The 17705-nt window shown below is 63.6% G+C and carries 15 protein-coding genes and 1 tRNA gene; 7 read left to right on the plus strand and 9 right to left on the minus strand.

The genetic code is table 11. The features are described from left to right. Positions 1-13 precede the first annotated feature (13 nt). The gene (gene ribA, locus EP837_RS07385; protein WP_066525952.1) at positions 14-1072 is read left to right on the plus strand and encodes a GTP cyclohydrolase II; all 1059 of its coding nucleotides are present in this window, start codon (positions 14-16) and stop codon (positions 1070-1072) included. Beyond that, positions 1069-1569, plus strand: a complete 501-nt coding sequence (locus EP837_RS07390) for a L,D-transpeptidase family protein (protein ID WP_066525956.1) — start codon at positions 1069-1071, stop codon at positions 1567-1569. Before ribA ends, EP837_RS07390 begins: the two co-directional genes overlap by 4 nt. Before the next feature lie 10 nt (positions 1570-1579). On the opposite strand, the gene EP837_RS07395 is transcribed toward EP837_RS07390, so the two are convergent. Both EP837_RS07395 and mutS read right to left on the minus strand, forming a co-directional pair. Then, on the minus strand, positions 1580-4342 hold the full coding sequence (locus EP837_RS07395; RefSeq protein ID WP_066525958.1) for a [protein-PII] uridylyltransferase: 2763 nt from the start codon (positions 4340-4342) through the stop codon (positions 1580-1582). Positions 4343-4351: 9 nt separating this feature from the next. Beyond that, positions 4352-7003, minus strand: a complete 2652-nt coding sequence (mutS, locus tag EP837_RS07400) for a DNA mismatch repair protein MutS (RefSeq protein ID WP_066525960.1) — start codon at positions 7001-7003, stop codon at positions 4352-4354. Positions 7004-7129: 126 nt separating this feature from the next. Between mutS and EP837_RS07405 the strand changes: the two genes are divergently transcribed. Then, a complete protein-coding gene (locus tag EP837_RS07405; RefSeq protein WP_066525963.1) occupies positions 7130-9391 on the plus strand; it encodes an NADP-dependent malic enzyme in 2262 nt (753 codons plus the stop codon). Between the two features lie 17 nt (positions 9392-9408). Here EP837_RS07405 and cofC read toward each other — a convergent pair whose 3' ends face one another. From cofC to cofE, 3 genes are read right to left on the minus strand one after another with little or no spacing between them, the layout of a single operon-like run. Beyond that, on the minus strand, positions 9409-9987 hold the full coding sequence (gene cofC, locus EP837_RS07410; RefSeq protein ID WP_066525964.1) for a 2-phospho-L-lactate guanylyltransferase: 579 nt from the start codon (positions 9985-9987) through the stop codon (positions 9409-9411). Between the two features lie 3 nt (positions 9988-9990). Continuing rightward, positions 9991-10923, minus strand: coding sequence for a 2-phospho-L-lactate transferase (gene cofD / locus EP837_RS07415; RefSeq protein ID WP_066525969.1), 933 nt, complete (start codon positions 10921-10923; stop codon positions 9991-9993). Then, positions 10920-11678 (minus strand): coenzyme F420-0:L-glutamate ligase, encoded by a 759-nt coding sequence (gene cofE / locus EP837_RS07420; RefSeq protein WP_066525970.1) that lies wholly within the window; start codon positions 11676-11678, stop codon positions 10920-10922. Before cofE ends, cofD begins: the two co-directional genes overlap by 4 nt. Before the next feature lie 162 nt (positions 11679-11840). On the opposite strand from cofE, the gene EP837_RS07425 reads away from it, so the two are divergent. Both EP837_RS07425 and EP837_RS07430 read left to right on the plus strand, forming a co-directional pair. After that, positions 11841-12335 carry a flavin reductase family protein gene (locus EP837_RS07425; RefSeq protein WP_066525972.1) on the plus strand — a complete coding sequence of 165 codons (495 nt, stop codon included), beginning with the start codon at positions 11841-11843 and terminating at the stop codon, positions 12333-12335. 54 nt (positions 12336-12389) lie between these two features. Then, positions 12390-13373 (plus strand): polysaccharide deacetylase family protein, encoded by a 984-nt coding sequence (locus tag EP837_RS07430; RefSeq protein ID WP_066525974.1) that lies wholly within the window; start codon positions 12390-12392, stop codon positions 13371-13373. A gap of 41 nt (positions 13374-13414) precedes the next feature. Here EP837_RS07430 and EP837_RS07435 read toward each other — a convergent pair. Then, positions 13415-13506: transfer RNA gene (locus EP837_RS07435), tRNA-Ser, on the minus strand. Between the two features lie 232 nt (positions 13507-13738). On the opposite strand from EP837_RS07435, the gene EP837_RS07440 reads away from it, so the two are divergent. Continuing rightward, positions 13739-14536 carry a DUF1134 domain-containing protein gene (locus EP837_RS07440; RefSeq protein WP_066525976.1) on the plus strand — a complete coding sequence of 266 codons (798 nt, stop codon included), beginning with the start codon at positions 13739-13741 and terminating at the stop codon, positions 14534-14536. A gap of 7 nt (positions 14537-14543) precedes the next feature. Here the strand turns inward: EP837_RS07440 and dinB are convergent, their stop codons facing one another. The 3 genes from dinB to EP837_RS07455 are packed head-to-tail and all read right to left on the minus strand — an operon-like array spanning position 14544 to position 16718. Then, positions 14544-15623, minus strand: coding sequence for a DNA polymerase IV (gene dinB, locus EP837_RS07445; RefSeq protein ID WP_066525980.1), 1080 nt, complete (start codon positions 15621-15623; stop codon positions 14544-14546). 52 nt (positions 15624-15675) lie between these two features. Then, positions 15676-16206, minus strand: coding sequence for a YceD family protein (locus tag EP837_RS07450; protein ID WP_066525982.1), 531 nt, complete (start codon positions 16204-16206; stop codon positions 15676-15678). Next, complete coding sequence (locus EP837_RS07455; protein ID WP_066528936.1) at positions 16203-16718, minus strand: ubiquinol-cytochrome C chaperone family protein; 516 nt, start codon at positions 16716-16718, stop codon at positions 16203-16205. Before EP837_RS07455 ends, EP837_RS07450 begins: the two co-directional genes overlap by 4 nt. A gap of 140 nt (positions 16719-16858) precedes the next feature. Here EP837_RS07455 and EP837_RS07460 point away from each other — a divergent pair, with 140 nt between their 5' ends. After that, positions 16859-17365 carry an outer membrane protein assembly factor BamE gene (locus EP837_RS07460; protein ID WP_066528934.1) on the plus strand — a complete coding sequence of 169 codons (507 nt, stop codon included), beginning with the start codon at positions 16859-16861 and terminating at the stop codon, positions 17363-17365. Positions 17366-17705: the final 340 nt, after the last annotated feature.

Raw genomic sequence — 17705 nt, forward strand, 5'->3', positions numbered from 1 at the left:
TGGGCCTCAGGTCATGAAAGGGCGCGCCGCCGCCCGCGCCATCGATGCGCTGCGCCGGGGCTGGGCGGTGACCGTTCATGCCCCTGACGGCGCGCTGCGCATCATGGCTGTCGAAGGGGCCGACGCGGTGACGCTGGCCGACTTCGATCCACTGGGCAAAGCCGACATATTGGTGGCGGCCGCACGTGGCGAAACGCTGAAGCTTGCCAACCAGCTTGCGGCGGCCGATCCGGACATGCCGGTGTTGATTGCCCGTGCGCCGTGGATCGACGGCGATGTCGCCATGGCCATCGCCGATCCGGTACTCGATCTGGCCTCGCCCCTGAAAGGGCCGTTCGCCGCTAAGCCTGTAACAGCCCCGCAAGCCGCCAAGACTGCGTTGAAGCTCGCCCGGCTCGCTGGCATCTTGCCGGCCTTCTTCGTGACGATAGATGGCGACAGCGAAGCAAGGGTCAGCGCGGATGAGGTGGAGGCTTATGATGACGCCGCCCATCTGGCCATCGCGACGCGGGCGCGGTTGCCCGTCTCCGCCAGCGAAACCGCCGAGATCGTGGCTTTCCGCAGCCCAGACGAGCCGCGCGAACATGTCGCGCTGATCATTGGCAAGCGCGATTCTTCGCCGCCCGTCGTCAGGCTGCATAGCGAGTGCTTAACCGGCGATGTGCTGGGCAGTCTCAAATGCGATTGCGGGCCGCAACTGCACGAGGCTTTGCATCAGATCGCAGGTTCGGCCTGGGGCGTACTCCTTTATTTGCGGCAGGAAGGGCGAGGCATCGGCCTCATCAACAAGCTGCGCGCCTATGCCCTGCAGGATCAAGGGTTCGACACGGTCGATGCCAATGTCCGGCTCGGCTTCGCCATCGATGCGCGGGATTTCTCGGTAGCGGCTCGCATGCTGGACCTGCTCGGGATCGGCGGCGTGCGTCTGCTCACGAACAATCCTAAAAAGGTGGAGGGGCTAGAGAAGGCAGGCATCAAGGTGGCGGAGCGGCTGCCGATCATCCTGCCCGCCAATCCGCATAATGAACAATATCTGGCGACTAAGCGCGACCGCACGGGTCATCAGCTATGACGGTCATCCGTGTCGATAGCGCCGCCGGGCGGCTGCGCTTCGGCGGGATCAACATGGCCTGCACGCTGGGCCGAGGCGGGCCTTGCGCAGCGGATGGCAAGCGGGAGGGCGATGGCTGCACGCCGCTGGGTACATGGCCCTTGCGTGGCGTTTTGCTGCGGCCCGGCCGGATAGAAGCAAAAGGCATACGTCTGCCCTGGCGTTGGGTGAGGGAAGGCGACGGCTGGTCGGACGACCCCGCCGATCCATCCTACAATCGCCCGGTGCATTTGCCGCGGCCCTTCTCTGCCGAAGCGCTGCTGCGCGACGATGATGCCTATGACGTTATCGTCGTCCTGGGGCATAATGATGCGCCGCCGGTGCCGGGACGGGGAAGCGCTATCTTCCTTCACCTGTCCGAAGGCCGCCCGACCGCAGGTTGCGTCGCGGTTGATCGCCAGGACATGCTGAAGCTGCTGCCGCTGCTGTCGCCCGGCGATGTCATGGAAATCGCGTAGGAGCCGGCCCTTACGCCTGCTCCAGCGCATCCCCCACTTCGCCGCCTGCTGCCTCGCGCAGCCGCCTTTCCAGCGTCTGGATCCGCGCCTTGCTTTCGATCTTCCCGCCCAGCAGGTCCGTCACATAAAAGGTATCGACTGCCCGCTCGCCATAAGTGGCGACATGAGCGCTGTGCACCGTGACCTTGGACTGGAACAGCGCGTTGGCCAGGCTGAACAGCAGGGCAGGGCGGTCCCGGGCGTTGACCTCGATCACCGTGAAGCGGTTGGACGCCTTGTTGTCGATCAGAACATTGGGCTCGATCCGGAATGCCTCGGCGCGGGTGCGGGGCAGCGGCCGTGCCTCCAGCTTGGTGATCATGCGGTGCCGATTGGCGAGTGAATCCTCGATCGCGTTGCGAATGCGGGTCAGCTGCTCCGGGCTGTGGAATGCGCCGCCCAATGGATCCTGCACGAGGAAATTGTCGATCGCCACGCCGTCACGCGTCGTATGGATGCGGGCGTCGATAATGTTGCCGCCCGCCAAGTGGATGGCGCCGGCGATGCGATAGAAGAGACCCGGATGGTCCGCCGCATAGACGGTTACGAGCGTCGCCCCGCGCTGAGGATAATATTGCGCCGCGATCGACAGCGGGGAATCGCCGGACTCCAGAATATGCTGGGCATTGTGGATCAAGATATCCTCCGGCTCCGCAATCCAGTAGGATTCCGGCAAGCGCTTGCTCAGCTTCTGGAAATCGGCAGCGGACACGCCCAGCGCCTGGCGCAGCGTCTCCTGCTTGGCGGTGACCCGCTCGCTTCTGCCCTTCTGCTTGTGGCCAAGCCTAAGCACCTCCTCGGCCGCCTCATAGAGGTCGCCCAGCAATTGGCGTTTCCAGCTGTTCCAGACCCCCGGGCCGACCGCACGGATATCGACCACTGTAAGGCAGAGAAGCAGCCGCAGCCGTTCGGGGCTTTGCACCACTTCGACAAAGTCCAGGATCGTTTTGTAATCGGCCAAGTCGCGCTTGAATGCGGTCGCCGACATTAGCAGATGGTGCCGCACCAGCCAGGCCACAGTCTCGGTTTCAGCCGCACTGAGGCCGAGCCGGGGACAGAGATGCTCCGCTACCTCCGCGCCGAGCAGGCTATGATCGCCGCCCCGCCCCTTGGCGATGTCATGCAGCAGAACGGCGATGTAGAGTACGCGGCGGGACAGCAGCCTTCCCATGATCTCGGTCGAAAGCGGATGATCCTCCTTCAATTCTCCCTTTTCGATCCGCGCCAACAGGCCGACGGCGCGAATGGTATGCTCGTCCACCGTATAATGATGGTACATGTCGAACTGCATCTGGGCGACGACGCGGCGGAAATCGGGGATGAAGCGGCCGAACACCGACGATTCATTCATCCAGCGCAGCACCGTCTCCGGATCGCGCTGCGATGTGAGGACATCCAGAAAGGCTGTGTTGGCACGCGGATCACGGCGGATCTTCGCGGTGATGAGACCCGCGTCCCGGCTCGCCGTACGCATTGCGCTCGGATGAATGGCGAGCTCATGGCGATCGGCCACCGCGAAAATCTCCAGCAGCCGAACCGGGTCTTCCTGGAAAAAATCATCGCTCGGCAGCGCCAGGCGCCCGCGGTCCAGCACAAATCCGTCCAGCTTCTTAGGCCTGCGGAAGATGGACGGAATATAACGCCGCCCTTTGGGACCTAGCTGATCATCCAGATGCGCCAGGAAAACGGCGGTAAGATCGCCAACTGCCTTCGCGTTCAGGAAATAATAGCGCATAAAGCGCTCGACCCCCGACCGGCCCTGCCGTCCGGTAAAGTGCATCCGCGTGGCGGTTTCCAGCTGCAGGTCGAAGGTTAGGCGGTCCTCCGCCCGTCCTGTGATCATATGCAGGTGGCAGCGCACCGCCCACAGAAAATCCTCCGCCTTCTGGAATTGGCGCAGCTCCAGCTCAGTCAGCAGGCCGACATCGACCAGTTCGGCGACCGATCTTACCCGATTTACATATTTACCGATCCAGAAGAGCGTGTGGAGGTCGCGCAGCCCGCCCTTGCCTTCCTTCACATTGGGCTCGACGACATAGCGGCTGTCGCCCATCCGTTTGTGCCGCTCGTCGCGTTCCTCAAGCTTTTCAGTGACAAAGGCGCGCGCGGTGCCCTGCATCACTTCCGCGTCGAAGCGCTTGGCCGTGTCTTCGTAAAGAGCGCGATCGCCCCAGACATAGCGGGCCTCCAGCAGCGCGGTGCGCACCGTCAGGTCCGCCTTCGCCATGCGCATGGTCTCATCGACGGAACGGCTGGAATGGCCCACCTTCAGCCCCAAGTCCCAGAGCGAATAGAGCATCGATTCGATGACCTGTTCGGTCCAGCCTGTCGGCTTCCAGGGCGTGATGAAGGCAATGTCCACATCGCTATGTGGGGCCATTTCTCCTCGCCCATAGCCGCCCACCGCCATCAAGGTGATGCGCTCTCCCGTGCTGCGGTTGCTCGCGGGATACAGATGATGCGTCGTCGCGTCATAGAGTAGGCGCAATATCTGATCGATCAGGAAGGCGAAGGCGGTGACCGCCTCCCGGCCCCGTGTCGGCTTCGCATCCAGGCGACGAGCGACGTCAATGCGTCCAGCGTCCAGTGCAGCCTTCAACTCCTTCACGATCATTCCGCGCAGCTTGGCCGGATCGCTCCGATATTCCTGCGCCAAGGCATTGATGCTGTCGGAAATCGCGCGCCGATCAATGATCGAGCGGCGCGATCCCAGGGAGGGGAACTGCATGACCATGGGTTTAATCTAGTCTTCGCTACTGGCTGCGGCCAGTTGTTTCAGGTGATAAAGCTGCTCCAAAGCCTCGCGTGGCGACAGAGCGTCGGCATCGATCGCGTCGAGGGCTGCGCGCAAAGGATCGACTTTGTCCTCCTCATGCGCCGCTGCCGCCGCGAACAGCGGAAGGTCGTCTAGACCAGCGGCGATGCCCCCGGTCTTGGCCTTGCCCGCCTCCAGACGCGTCAGCACATCCTTGGCGCGTTTAAGCACCGCCGGCGGCAAACCCGCAAGCCGTGCAACGGCGAGGCCATAGCTGCGATCGGCGGGGCCCTGTGCCAGTTCGTGGAGCAGGACAAGGTCGCCCTTCCACTCGCGCGCCCGTACATGGTGGAGCGAGAGCGCCGAGAGCGTCTCCGCGAGCCGCGTCAGCTCATGATAGTGGGTCGCGAACAGGCAGCGGCAGCGATTGACCTCATGCACCGCTTCGACCACCGCCCATGCCAGCGCCAGCCCGTCATAGGTGGATGTGCCACGCCCGACTTCATCCAGGATGACGAAGCTGCGCTCCGTCGCTTGGGCAAGGATAGCCGCGGTCTCGACCATCTCGACCATGAAGGTCGAACGCCCGCGCGCCAGATTGTCCGACGCGCCGACGCGACTGAACAACCGATCGACCAGGGTGAGCGTTGCCGATTGCGCAGGCACATAGGCGCCAGCCTGGGCTAAGATGACGATCAAGGCGTTTTGCCGGAGGAAAGTCGATTTACCGCCCATATTGGGGCCGGTGACCAGCCAAAGCCGGTCGCTCGCCCCCAGGCGGCAATCATTGGCGACAAAGGGCTGGCCTTCCCGCCGCAGCGCATCCTCGACCACCGGATGGCGGCCGCCGATGATTTCAAGGCAGGGACCTTCGCCATCCTGCGGCAGGAAGTGCGGCCGCTGCCACCCGCCCTCGGCCGCTCTTTCGGCCAACGCGGCCGCCACGTCGAGCCTGGCGAGCGCGTCGGCGGCCAGCGCGATCTCGGACTTGCGGGTGAGGGCGGACTCGATCAAATCCTCCAGATGCGCCGCTTCCGCCGCCAGCGCATGAGCGCCTGCTTGGGCGACCCGGCCTGCCTGTTCATGCAGATCGACCGAATTGAAGCGCACCACCCCGGCCAGCGTCTGACGATGCGTGAAGCCGCTATCCGGCTGCATCAGCGGATCGGCTGCACGCGCTGGCACCTCTACATGATAGCCAAGCACGCCATTATGCCGGATCTTGAGCGAACCGATTCCGCTCTGCTCGCGATATTTCGCCTCCAGCGCTGCGATGGCGCGGCGCCCGTCGCCCGCCATGCGCCGCAGTTCGTCCAGCGCCGGGTCATAGCCATCGGCGATATAGCCGCCGTTTGCCGTTTCCGTAGGCGGGCTCGGCACCAGCGCCCGTGAAAGGCTATCCACCAGCGCGCCATGGCCATCCAGCGCCGGAAGCAGTTGCAGCAGCAGCGGCGGTTGGTCTGGCAGCCTCCCCAGCCTTTCGCGCAGCATTCGTGCTTCGTTCAGCCCGTCCCGCAACTGCCCCAGGTCGCGCGGACTGCCCCGGCCCACTGCAATACGACCCAACGCTCGGCCAATATCCGGGAGCGCCCGCAGCGCGGCGCGGAGCTGGTCGCGAAGCAGCGGGTCATCGTGGAAAAGTTGGACCAGGCCCAGCCGTGCCTCGATCAGTCCTTGATCCATCAGCGGCGCAGACAGGTCCTGAGCCAGCAGCCGTGCGCCTGCGCCCGTGACGGTGCGATCCACCGCTCCCAGCAGGCTGCCCGGCCGCGCGCCGTTCATCGTGGTGGTGATCTCCAAGCTTTCCCGTGTCGCTGCGTCGATGGCGACATGCGCACCGCTCGTCTTGCGCACCGGCGGAGCGAGAAAGGGCAGGGTGCCTTTGCCCGCATGGTCAAGATAGCCGATCAGCCCGCCCATCGCCGCCAGTTCAGCGCGTCCGAACTGGCCGAAGCCATCCAGTGTCGCAACTCCGAACAACCGCTTCAGCGCCGCCTCGGCCCTGTTGCTGGAAAAGGCTGCCCGATCGAAAGGGTGCGAGTCTGCCAGATCAAGCGCCAAGCCATCGGGCACCACGACCTCGCTCGGCCGCAGTCGCGCGAGTTCGGCGGGCAGATCGGCAGGGCGCAACGTCAATGTCTCGAACCGCCCTGTCGAAATATCGGCCGCCGCGATCCCGATTTCACCAGCGCCGTCGCCTCCTGTCTGCGCCAAGGCGACGAGCATGTTGTCGCGCCGGGAGTCGAGCAGCGTCTCCTCGGTCAGCGTGCCCGCCGTCACATAGCGGACGATCGCCCGGGCAACGAGCGCCTTGCTCCCCCGCGCCTTTGCCTCGGCCGGGGTTTCGGTCTGTTCGGCAATGGCGACACGGTGTCCCGCCTTGATCAGCCGGGCGAGATAGCTTTCTGCGCTGTGCACCGGCACGCCGCACATCGGGATCGGCGCGCCGCCATGTTCGCCCCGGCTGGTAAGCGCAATGTCCAGGGTGGCCGCCGCCGCCTTCGCATCGTCAAAGAACAACTCGAAGAAATCGCCCATGCGATAGAAGAGGAGGCAGTCCTGCGCCTCGGCCTTCAGCGCCAGATATTGCGCCATCATCGGCGTTGGTTGGTTTGCAGCAAGGTCCTTGGGGCTATGCATGGTCGTCAGGCGATAGCCGCAAGCGGCACATCAGGAAAGAGCGCGAAAAAACGTGTTTCTCGCGCTTGCCGACAGGTCACGCTTGCCGCTAGGGCCATTGTAGGAAAAAGTGGGGACGGATGTGTCATGGCCGATAAGTCGAATGTGGAATTTTCTGAGCGCGAGGCGCTGTTTTTCCATTCGACGGGTAGGCCCGGCAAGATCGAGATCATCGCGTCGAAGCCCATGGCCACGCAGCGTGATTTGTCGCTCGCTTACTCGCCCGGCGTCGCCGTTCCGGTGCGCGCCATCGCCGAAGATCCCGCAACCGCCTATGACTATACCGCCAAAGGCAATCTGGTCGCCGTCATCTCCAACGGCACGGCGATCCTGGGTCTCGGCAATCTCGGCGCGCTCGCGTCCAAGCCGGTGATGGAAGGCAAGGCGGTGCTGTTCAAGCGCTTCGCCGACGTCGATTCCATCGATATCGAACTTAAGACCGAGGATGTCGATAAATTCATCGACGCGGTCGAACTGATGGAGCCGACCTTCGGTGGCATCAATCTTGAAGATATCAAGGCACCCGAATGTTTCATCATCGAACAGACGCTGAAAGAGCGGATGAACATCCCGGTCTTCCATGATGACCAGCATGGCACCGCGATCATCGCGGCGGCGGGCGTCATCAATGCGGCGATGCTGACTGGCCGTGACCTCAAGGACATGAAGGTCGTCGTGAACGGCGCGGGCGCGGCGTCCATATCCTGCACGGAGCTGATCAAGGCGATCGGCGTGCAGAATGACAATGTCATCATGTGCGACTCCAAGGGCGTCATCTACCAGGGCCGCTCCGAGGGCATGAACCAGTGGAAGTCGGCGCATGCGGTGAAGACCGACGCACGCACGCTTGCCGAGGCGATCAAGGGTGCCGATGTGTTCCTTGGGCTGTCGGTCGCTGGCGCAGTGTCGCAGGACATGGTGAAGGAGATGGCTGGCAAGCCGATCATCTTTGCCATGGCCAATCCAGATCCCGAGATCACGCCCCCCGACGTGCTGGAGGTGCGCCCCGACGCCATCGTCGCGACCGGCCGTTCGGACTATCCCAACCAAGTCAACAATGTGCTTGGCTTCCCCTTCATTTTCCGTGGCGCGCTCGATGTGCGGGCCACCGGGATCAATGAGGCGATGAAGGTGGCGGCCGCGCAGGCGATTGCCGAACTGGCGCGCGAGCAAGTGCCCGAGGAAGTCGCGAAAGCCTATGGCCGCTCGCACAGCTTCGGCCCGGATTATATCATCCCCGCGCCTTTCGATCCGCGCCTGATGGAAGTCGTGCCCGCCGCCGTTGCGCAGGCTGCGATGGAAACCGGCGTCGCGCAGAAGCCGATCGCCGACATGGCGGCCTACCGCCAGTCGCTTAAAGGGCGGCTAAATCCCACGACTTCCGTGCTGACCACCGCCTATGAGGTGGCCAAGGCCAATCCTAAGCGCGTCGTTTTTGCCGAAGCGGAAGAGGAAGTGGTGCTGCGCGCTGCGATCCAGTTCCGTGACCTTGGCTATGGCATCCCTGTCCTGGTTGGCCGTCACGAGGTTTATGACAAGCTGCAGGCGCTCGGTGTCCGCGATCCGCAAAGCTTCGAACTGCACAACAGCGTCAATTCGCCGCTGGTGCCGGACATGGCCGATCGCCTTTATGAACGGCTGCAGCGGCGGGGCCATCTGCGCCGCGATTGTGAGCGCATGGTCAACCGGGATCGCAATATCTTCGGTGCGTTGCTCGTCAGCATGGGTCATGCCGACGCGATGATCACGGGCGTGACGCGCCCCTTCGCCCAGACGCTGCGCGAGGTGAAGCGCGTGATGGACCCGGCGGTCGATCGCACACCGTTCGGCATCCATATCATGGTATCGAAGGACAAGACGGTGTTCCTCGCAGATACGACCGTCAATGAACGGCCCTCCGCCCATGAACTGGCCGACATCGCCGAAGGCACTGTCGCGGTCGCGCGCCGCATGGGCCATGATCCGCGCGTCGCCTTCCTGTCCTATTCCAATTTCGGCAATCCGCCCGGCGGCCATCTGGAAAATGTTCGGGACGCCCTCAAGGTGCTCGACAGCCGGGATGTCGATTTCGAATATGAAGGCGAAATGACCGCCGACGCGGCGCTCAACCCAACGGTGATGAAGAATTATCCTTTCAGCCGCCTGTCCGGTCCCGCGAACGTGCTCGTCATGCCAGGACTCCAGTCCGCGAATATCTCGGCCAAGCTACTGCGCGAATTGGGCGGCACGACGATGATCGGGCCGATGCTGGTCGGAATGGAAAAATCGGTGCAGATCGCCACCATGGCCTCGAATGCGTCCGAGTTGCTGACGCTTGCGGTACTCGCTTCGGCAGGCGTCGCTATCTGATCCGGTCAGCGGGGCGTTCAGCCCTGCCGCCAGAGCGCCACTTCGTCGGGCCCGTCGATGTCCAGGCCCAGGCCGGGCCGGTCGATGGTCAGGAATGGAAGGCGAAGCCGCGCGGCCTCGGCCCGGTGCGCGGCAAAGCTCCCTTCGCCGTAACGGAAACGGAATTGCGATGCGGCGGGCAGGGGCAGGGACAATGCATTGGTGCCCTTCCCCGCGCGGTCAGGCCCGCCAGCAACAGCGTCCGCAGCTACATCAAGCAACGCCGCCACATCTTCGGGTTCGATCGTCGGCAGATCCGCAGATAGCAGGAGCAATCGTCCGATCCCCTCCCGGACGGCGGTGTCCCGCGCGCTTGTCACTGCTGCATTGAGGCCACGCCCCGGATCGGCAAGCAGGCTTATGTCCGCATCCAGCCCATGACGCGAAGGCCCAAGCAGTAGCACCTGGTCCCGCCCGGCCACAGCCTGCGCGGCAGAAACCGTCTTATGCAGCATCTCGGCCACCAAAGCCTGCCGCTCGCTATCGCCCAGCGCCGGGGAGAGCCGTGTCTTGCACGCCTCTGGAGCCTTGATCGGGATGACGATCCAGCAGCGCACGGCTCAACCTGCGATCCGGTCCGCCAGTGCCAGAGCGGCGCGCGCGACTCTCTCCCGATCCTCCAGCGTCTTCATCAGCGTGTCAGTGACGTCATGCGGGATCAAAAGGTCAGCCGCATCGTCCCGTCCGTCGATCAGCAGCCCGTCGATCACACCCGCATAATGCGCAGCAATGCTCTGGTTGGTGACGGCCAGCCCCAACTCGCCCATCAGCTTGGCGGTTGGCCCCTTCACTGCCTGCCCGCCAACGATCGGGGAGACGGCCACGACCGGAGCCTTTGCCGCCGCCAGCGCCTCGCGGATGCCCGGCACCGCCAGCACCGGATCGACGCTCAGCCAGGGATTGGACGGCGCGATCAGGATGGCCCGTGTCTCCGGATCGCTGATCGCCTCGATCACGCCGGGCGCTGGGACCGCACGCGCGGCGCCTTCAAATCGGATCGCCTGTACGGCAGGAGCGCAGCGCCGTTGGACGAAATAACGCTGGAAGGGCAGATCGCCTTCGTCAGTTGTTAGGTGGGTGGCGACCGGGTCATCGCTCATTGGCAACATGGTCAAGCCTAGCCCCCATGCCGCAGCGAAGCGGGCCGTTGTCGCACTCAACGTCTCCCCGTTCGCCAGCAGGTGTGAACGCAGCACATGCAGCGCCAGATCGCCGTCGCCCAGCAGGAACCAATTCTCGCCGCCCAGCGACTTCAGCACATCCATGAAGCTCCAGCTTTCGCCTTCACGGCCCCATCCCTGCGCCGCATTGGCCTTGCCAGCGAGCGTGTAAAGCAGGGTGTCAATGTCCGGCGAAACCGCCAGCCCCATATGGCGGAAATCGTCGCCTGTATTGACGATTGCCGTGATGTCCTTCGGCCGGCATACCCGCATCAGCCCCAAAACGAGCTTGGCTCCGCCCACCCCTCCGGTCAGCACGACGATGCGGCTCATCGGAAAAGATCCTCCTGCAGCGGGCGAACCAGCGCGGCGGCAGGCGCATCGCCATCGGGCAGCGGCAAGCCGCGGATCAGCACCGCCGGTATGCCTTCCGCACCCTCGCCAGTGGCCAGCGCCGCTGCCGTCGCGATCTGGTCTGCAAGTGCGATCTGCGTCACCTCCAGCCGGCGGCCGTCTCTGTCTTGCTCGCCTCGGCGATCAACCAACGCGGGCAGTCCCGCTGCGCCGATCGCAACGCCGACCACACCATGCCGCCATGGCCGCCCGAAACTGTCGGATATGACCACCGCTGGCGCGATCCCGCTTTCACCGGCAAGCGCACGGCTTAGCCCTGCCGCCGACCGATCAGGATCGATGGGCAGCAGCAGCGCCCGCTCCGATCCGCCGGGTCCGATGTTGGACCGATCAATGCCGCTGTTGGCCATAACATGCCCCAGCCGGTGGCGGGTGATCAGCACATGGGGCACGGCGCGCACGACCGCGCTGCTTTCGCGCAGCACCAGTTCGACCAGCCGAGCATCCTTGCGCGTCGTCTCTGCCAGCGCCAGCGCCTCGGGGCTGGGCTCCACCTCGTCCAGATCGACCATGCGGCCTTCCGCCTTGGACAGAATCTTCTGGGTCACGACCAGCACGTCATTTGCCTGCACCGGCCATAGTCCGGGAGCCTCCAGCCCCTCTCGCAGCAGCGTCGCCAGGTCGTCACCGGCGTTGATTTCCGGCATGCCGGTCAGCGGATGAATCGCAATCATAGCGCGCTGTAACGCGCCCGCGCGCTGGTGGGTAGCCGCTCCATGGCGCGAATCGGCGGCGCCTGCCGATCGACAGCGTGGTTTTCCTTGCCAGCCTTATAGCAAGGCGCGAACAATCCAGGCTGAACGCCCTCTCAATCCCGACTCTCGGAAAGACCAGCCATGACCGACGCCGTAGAATTTGACAGCACTACCTTCCGGCGCGTGCTGGGCCATTATCCGACAGGCGTTTGCGTCGTGACCGCGGTGGATCAGGATGGTCCCACCGGCATGGTGGTTGGCTCCTTCACTTCCGTTTCCCTCGACCCGCCGCTGGTGGCCTTCTTTCCGGCGAAATCCTCCAGCAGTTGGCCGCGGATCGAACAGGCAGGACGCTTTTGCGTGAATGTGCTGGCGAGCGACCAGCAACTGCTCTGCCGCCAGTTCTCGGCCAAGGGCGCCGACAAGTTCGCGGGTGTGGCGCATCGCGTGTCTTTCCTGGGCTCGCCAATCTTGGACGGCGTCGTCGCGTGGATCGACTGCACGCTGGAGGCGGTGCATGAGGCAGGCGACCATTATATCGTCCTCGGCAGGGTCAAGGCGCTGGAAGTCGATCGGCCGGACAAGCCGCTGCTTTTCTTCCAAGGAGCCTATGGCGAATTCGCGCATCTCCCCTGACATGGGCGGCTGCGTTACCGCTCCTTAACACGGGTTGGTTAAGGCGGTCGGATCATGACCGACTTGCTGATCACCATTGACACGGAGTTGTCGGCCCTACTGCACGAGCGCGGCGTCGGCTTGGACGACAATGTCCGCTCTTCGATATGGGGTGTATGCGCGCAGGGCCGCGCCTATGGTATCGGTTGGCAGATGGACGAGCTGGAACGGCATGGCCTTAGAGGAGTGTTCTTTCTCGACCCCATGCCCGCGCTTGTCCATGGAACCGAATTTCTAAAGCCTATCGTCGCCGCGATCGCTAGGCGCGGACATGAGGTGCAGCTTCATATCCATAGCGAATGGCTGCGTTGGGCCTCTGGGTCTCCTCTTGGAGGGCGGCAGGGCCGCAATATCGGCGATTTCGCCCTGGATGATCAGGTGACGTTGCTGACGTTGGGGCAACGCTTGCTGGAACAGGGAGGCGCGCCCGCCGTCACGGCCTTCCGCGCGGGCAATTTTGGCGCCAATGATGATACGCTGCGGGCGCTGGCGCGGGTCGGCATCAATTGGGACAGCAGCGTCAATCCCGCTTATCGCCGCTATGGCTGCCGCATCAGCGGCGCGGGCGACCAGATCGGCCCTTCGCACAGGTTCGCCGTCTCCGAACTGCCTGTGTCGGGCATTATCGATCGTCCGGGCGGCTTTCGTCCCGCTCAGATCTGCGCCATGTCGGCTGGAGAGATGCGCATGGGGCTGCGTCACGCCGTACAGGAGCGCCATCCGGCCTTCGTCGTCGTCACGCACAGCTTCGAAATGCTCTCGCGCGACCGGCAGCGTCCCAATCATGCGGTGATGCGCCGTTTCACCGCCCTATGCCGGCAGGCCGCGGAGATCGCGAACTTGCGCGTCTGTGGCTTTCGCGACCTTCCCCCCAGCCTTGCCGATGAGAAGAAGCCGCTCCAGACCCGCGTGCCGCCCAACCGCCTGCGCACCGCCGGCCGCATGGCGCAACAGCTATGGGCAAGCTGGTGTTATGAAAGGCGGCTGATCCCGGCCTGACGCCGGCAGCAGCGGCCGAAGCCGGATCGACGATGGAAAGGTGGCGGAGACGGAGGGATTCGAACCCTCGGTACCGTATTCACAGTACGACGGTTTAGCAAACCGTTGGTTTCAGCCACTCACCCACGTCTCCAAACATGGCCTGAACGCCCGCTTGCGGCGGGACAGCGGCTAGGCGAGAAGCGCTATAACGGCGGCTTTCGCGCAAGGCAACGGGTCTATGCCACGAAATTCTCGCAATTCTGCCTATCGGATTCGTTCCAGCCCGGAATCGACTCGGATCGCCGTTCGTTCATTGTCGTTTCAGCTTGCTATCCGATAATCTAACAGATGGTTGAAGAGCGGGAATTCGGGGAGTTGCGGGCATGATCGGGATGGTAAAGCGGATTACGGCCCGCGTCGCGCGTGGCGGCACATGGGTCTTGGCGACTGCTGGCATGGCGGTGACGCCGCTCGCTGCGCAGGCGCAGGTGCGCACCGTCGATCCCAACACCGCGATTGATGCAGACCTCGCCCCTGTTCCGCCATCGAACGGCGCGCCTACCGACCCGGGCGTCGATAGCAGCGTGCCGCCTTCAAGCGCGGCCACGCAGGATTCGGTCCCTCCTGCTACGGGCAGCAGCACTGCGACGGGCGCGCCCGTCACAGCTAACTCGCCGCCCGCCGCCCTCACTCCAGCTGAGTCCTACCAGGAAGATGATCTGATCGGCGCGGCCGAGGGCGTGTTCGGCAAGGGCGCCGAGGGGCTTGCCGGCATGATCGAAAAGATCCTGAAGGATCAGGGGCGTCCCAACGCCTATATCGCCGGGCGCGAAGCCTCGGGCGCGTTCGTTGTTGGCCTGCGCTACGGATCGGGCACTCTCAACCATAAGGTCGAAGGGCGGCGACAGGTCTATTGGACTGGCCCATCCATCGGTTTTGATGTGGGCGGCAATGCCGCCAACACCTTCGTCCTCGTATATAATCTCTACGACACGCAGGACCTTTACCATCGCTTCCCAGCGGCCGAAGGCACGGCTTATCTGGTGGGTGGGTTCACCGCCAGCTATCTGCGCTGGGGCAGCGTCGTGCTAATTCCGATCCGGCTGGGTGTCGGTTATCGGCTGGGCGTCAACGCCGGTTACATGAAGTTCACGGAAAAGCGGAACTGGCTGCCCTTCTGATGCCGGTTCAGAGCGGGAAGCTGAGTTGCTGTCCCGCCTCTGCGCCCTCCTCCTGGTCGAGATTGTGCACGCCGAGGCCCAGCAGCCGTGCTCCCATGCGGAGCGGCAACTGAGCGACCAGCAAGGCGCGCCCGGTCTCGGCCAGCAGTTCCGCCGAGCGAACCGGCGCGCCCATGCTTTTTGACCGGGTGATGATCCGAAAATCCGCAAATTTGATCTTCAGTACCACAGTCCTGCCATAGGCGCCGCTTTTCTCGATCCTGCTCCACAGACTCTTCGCAATCCGATCGATTTCGGCGACCAGCGCCTCCTCCGTCAGGAGATCGTCGACAAAAGTGTCCTCGACGCTGACCGACTTTCTTTCCTGCCGTTCATGCACCGGCCGGTCGTCTTCACCCCGCGCAGCCCGGTAATAAAAGGGTGCGGCGCTGCCGAAATGCTGCTGCAGGAAGGGAAGGTCTCGCGCTCGCAGGTCCGCCCCGGTTTCTATGCCCAGGACATGCATCCGCTGCGCCGTCACAGGTCCCACGCCATGGATGCGCCGCACCGGCATCTTCGCCATGAAGTCTGCACCTTCGCCGGGCCGGACGACGCAAATGCCGTCCGGCTTGTTCTGGTCCGAAGCGAGCTTGGCGATCAGCTTGTTGTAGGAGACGCCTGCAGAAGCGGTGAGGCCGGTCTCCTCTCGGATCATCCGCCTGATCTCTTCGGCGATCATCGTTGCGGATGACATGCCCAGCTTGTCCGTCGTCACGTCGAGATACGCCTCGTCCAGCGACAGGGGCTGGATGATGTCGGTAAAGCGGGCGAAAATCTCCCGCACCTGCGCCGAGACCGCGCGATATGCCTCGAAACGAGGCTTCACGAACAGCAGGTCGGGGCAAAGCCGCCGCGCCCGCGCGCCCGGCATGGCCGACTTTACGCCAAAGACGCGCGCTTCGTAGCTCGCCGTGGCGACCACGCCGCGGGGCCCGCCGCCGCCAACCGCGATCGGTTTTCCCCGCAGTTCGGGGGCGTCGCGCTGTTCGACCGACGCATAAAAGGCATCCATGTCGATATGGATGATCTTGCGCGGCGGGCTCTCCATAGCGCGGCTTTATGCCACAGCAGGAACGAAAGGGAAACGCGAAGCCTTCAGCTCAGGGCTTCTTGTCCTTGAGCGACAGCAGGGCGGCAAAGGGGCTCGCCTGCTCCTCGCTTAGCACACCTGCTTCGCGAAGATAGGTGTCGGCATCGAGCGAGCGCGGATAGGGCGTCATCGCCAAAACCACTGTTTCGGCTACCGCTTCACCCATGTCGATCATCTGGCCATCAAAGCCGATGACATCGCAATCTTCCGAATCGATCTCCAATTCTTCCCCTTCCGCCGCCTCGCCGCTCTCGGCTACGAAGCGCAGCAGGAAATCAGTATCGATCTTCTCCGGCACCGCGACGCCCGTAGCGACGCATGGCTGGGCCAGCTCAGCCCGCACCCGCCCGCGCGCCACGATCGCGCCATTTTCCTCGCTCATCGCATAGTCGGCTTCCAACCGGTCGAGCGCCAACAGGTTGAAGCGCCGCGCCAATGCCTCGCGTTCACTGGCGTCGGCGGCAATGGTGACGCCTTGCGCGTGCCGGGCGATTTGATCGATGCGGACGGGCCGCGAAAATTCAGGTGCCGGGCTGCTCATCCGAGGTCTCCCGTCAGCAGCGCGTCGCGCGACAGCGCGGCGAGCCGAATCCAGCGCGCGCGCAGACAAGATTCGACATGGGTGATCGCCTCCCCCGCAGGCACCTCCCCGCGGTAGAGGTTGCGTACCAGCGCCTCCCGCAGTTCCGCTTCGCCCGAAAGCGCCGCGCGGTAGGCGGCCGAACGACCGCCCAAGGCGCTCACCATCCGGCCGATATGCTTGCCGACCACCACATCGCCAATGCCCTCCTGCCGGAGCTGCCCGTCCATGTCATCGACGAACAACTCGGTCAGCCATACGCTTTCTTGGCTGGCGCCCAGCGCCTCCAGCCGCATCAGCACCTGCGCCAATATGGCGACGATCATGTCGAACCGGCCGTCGATCGTATCGGGCACCTTGCCTTCCAGATACCAATGCGGCTGACGTCCTTCATGAACGGTAGCCTGATAGAGCGGCTGCATCGCGTCCTTTGGGTCGCTGCGCGCAAACAGGCGCTGGAAGAGGTTGGGCATGATGAAGCGGTTTCCTGGCTGAACGAAGCGGAGGCCCCCTTGCCGGGGCTCGCGCATTTCCATATTGATCGCTGGGCCGCGCGATGCAATGGCGGCTTTGGTTTTCGCGTTTTCCGGGCTCGTCCCGGCAGGAGAAGTTCATGCGTCTGTTCAGCCGACATCTGTTGCTTGCCGTCGGCCTCGGCGCGCTTGTCCTGGGCGCATCGGGCTGCACGCGCATCCGGACCCATCAGGGATATCAGGTGGACAAGCTGCTGGTCGATTCGATCCAGCCCGGCGTCGATAACCGCGCATCGGTCGAAGGCACGTTGGGCCGTCCCAGCTTCACGGCGCAGTTTGGCGATCAGGACTGGTATTATGTGTCGCGCGACATGCGCGCCCTGGCTTTCTCCAATCCCAAGCCCGCGGCGCAGACCATTCTGCATGTCCGCTTCGACGCGGCGGGCAATGTGGTCGCTGTTGATCGTATGGGCTTGGAGCAGGTCGCGAAAATCTCGCCCTCCGGCGACAAGACCCCCACGCTGGGCCGTCATCGCAGCCTGTTCGATGAGATTTTCGGAAATATCGGCGCGGTGGGCGCCGGTGGTATGGGCGGGGCTGGCGGCGGCAGCAATACTGGCGGCGGCGGCGGTCCCAACGGCAGCTAAGCGTTGGGCAAGTACCTGACCCTTTTTCTCCGTTCATTACCGAACCGCAACGATGGACGCATGTAAATAGCGACTGTTGCTTAGAATCCACCATCTCCCGAGTCCCCCGAGCCTAATGCAGCGCGACTGGCGCGGACATGGTTATTGGATGCGATCCAAGTCTTTGTTCTGGTTAAGAAAGCCAATTAATCTTGGCTATTAATAAATAGAGACTCGCAACCTTGCCGGGTGAGGCATATGCTTCCATCATGTCCTCTGCAGTAAGCCAAAAGTAGTATTTCAGGCGCTGCATCTATGACATAGTCAAAAGGGTTAGGATAAAATTTCCAAGCCTTAACAA

The sequence above is a fragment of the Sphingobium sp. EP60837 genome (assembly GCF_001658005.1).
GTDB classification, from domain to species: domain Bacteria; phylum Pseudomonadota; class Alphaproteobacteria; order Sphingomonadales; family Sphingomonadaceae; genus Sphingobium; species Sphingobium tyrosinilyticum.

Bases quoted from the DNA above. Each gene is read 5' to 3' on its own strand.
- EP837_RS07460 (WP_066528934.1), top strand. From the start codon at position 16,859: ATGCGTCTGTTCAGCCGACATCTGTTGCTTGCCGTCGGCCTCGGCGCG.
- EP837_RS07425 (WP_066525972.1), top strand. From the start codon at position 11,841: ATGACCGACGCCGTAGAATTTGACAGCACTACCTTCCGGCGCGTGCTG.
- cofE (WP_066525970.1), bottom strand. From the start codon at position 11,678: ATGATTGCGATTCATCCGCTGACCGGCATGCCGGAAATCAACGCCGGT.
- dinB (WP_066525980.1), bottom strand. From the start codon at position 15,623: ATGGAGAGCCCGCCGCGCAAGATCATCCATATCGACATGGATGCCTTT.
- cofD (WP_066525969.1), bottom strand. From the start codon at position 10,923: ATGAGCCGCATCGTCGTGCTGACCGGAGGGGTGGGCGGAGCCAAGCTC.
- EP837_RS07430 (WP_066525974.1), top strand. From the start codon at position 12,390: ATGACCGACTTGCTGATCACCATTGACACGGAGTTGTCGGCCCTACTG.
- EP837_RS07455 (WP_066528936.1), bottom strand. From the start codon at position 16,718: ATGCCCAACCTCTTCCAGCGCCTGTTTGCGCGCAGCGACCCAAAGGAC.
- EP837_RS07395 (WP_066525958.1), bottom strand. From the start codon at position 4,342: ATGGTCATGCAGTTCCCCTCCCTGGGATCGCGCCGCTCGATCATTGAT.
- EP837_RS07405 (WP_066525963.1), top strand. From the start codon at position 7,130: ATGGCCGATAAGTCGAATGTGGAATTTTCTGAGCGCGAGGCGCTGTTT.
- mutS (WP_066525960.1), bottom strand. From the start codon at position 7,003: ATGCATAGCCCCAAGGACCTTGCTGCAAACCAACCAACGCCGATGATG.
- EP837_RS07390 (WP_066525956.1), top strand. From the start codon at position 1,069: ATGACGGTCATCCGTGTCGATAGCGCCGCCGGGCGGCTGCGCTTCGGC.
- EP837_RS07450 (WP_066525982.1), bottom strand. From the start codon at position 16,206: ATGAGCAGCCCGGCACCTGAATTTTCGCGGCCCGTCCGCATCGATCAA.
- EP837_RS07440 (WP_066525976.1), top strand. From the start codon at position 13,739: ATGATCGGGATGGTAAAGCGGATTACGGCCCGCGTCGCGCGTGGCGGC.
- ribA (WP_066525952.1), top strand. From the start codon at position 14: ATGAAAGGGCGCGCCGCCGCCCGCGCCATCGATGCGCTGCGCCGGGGC.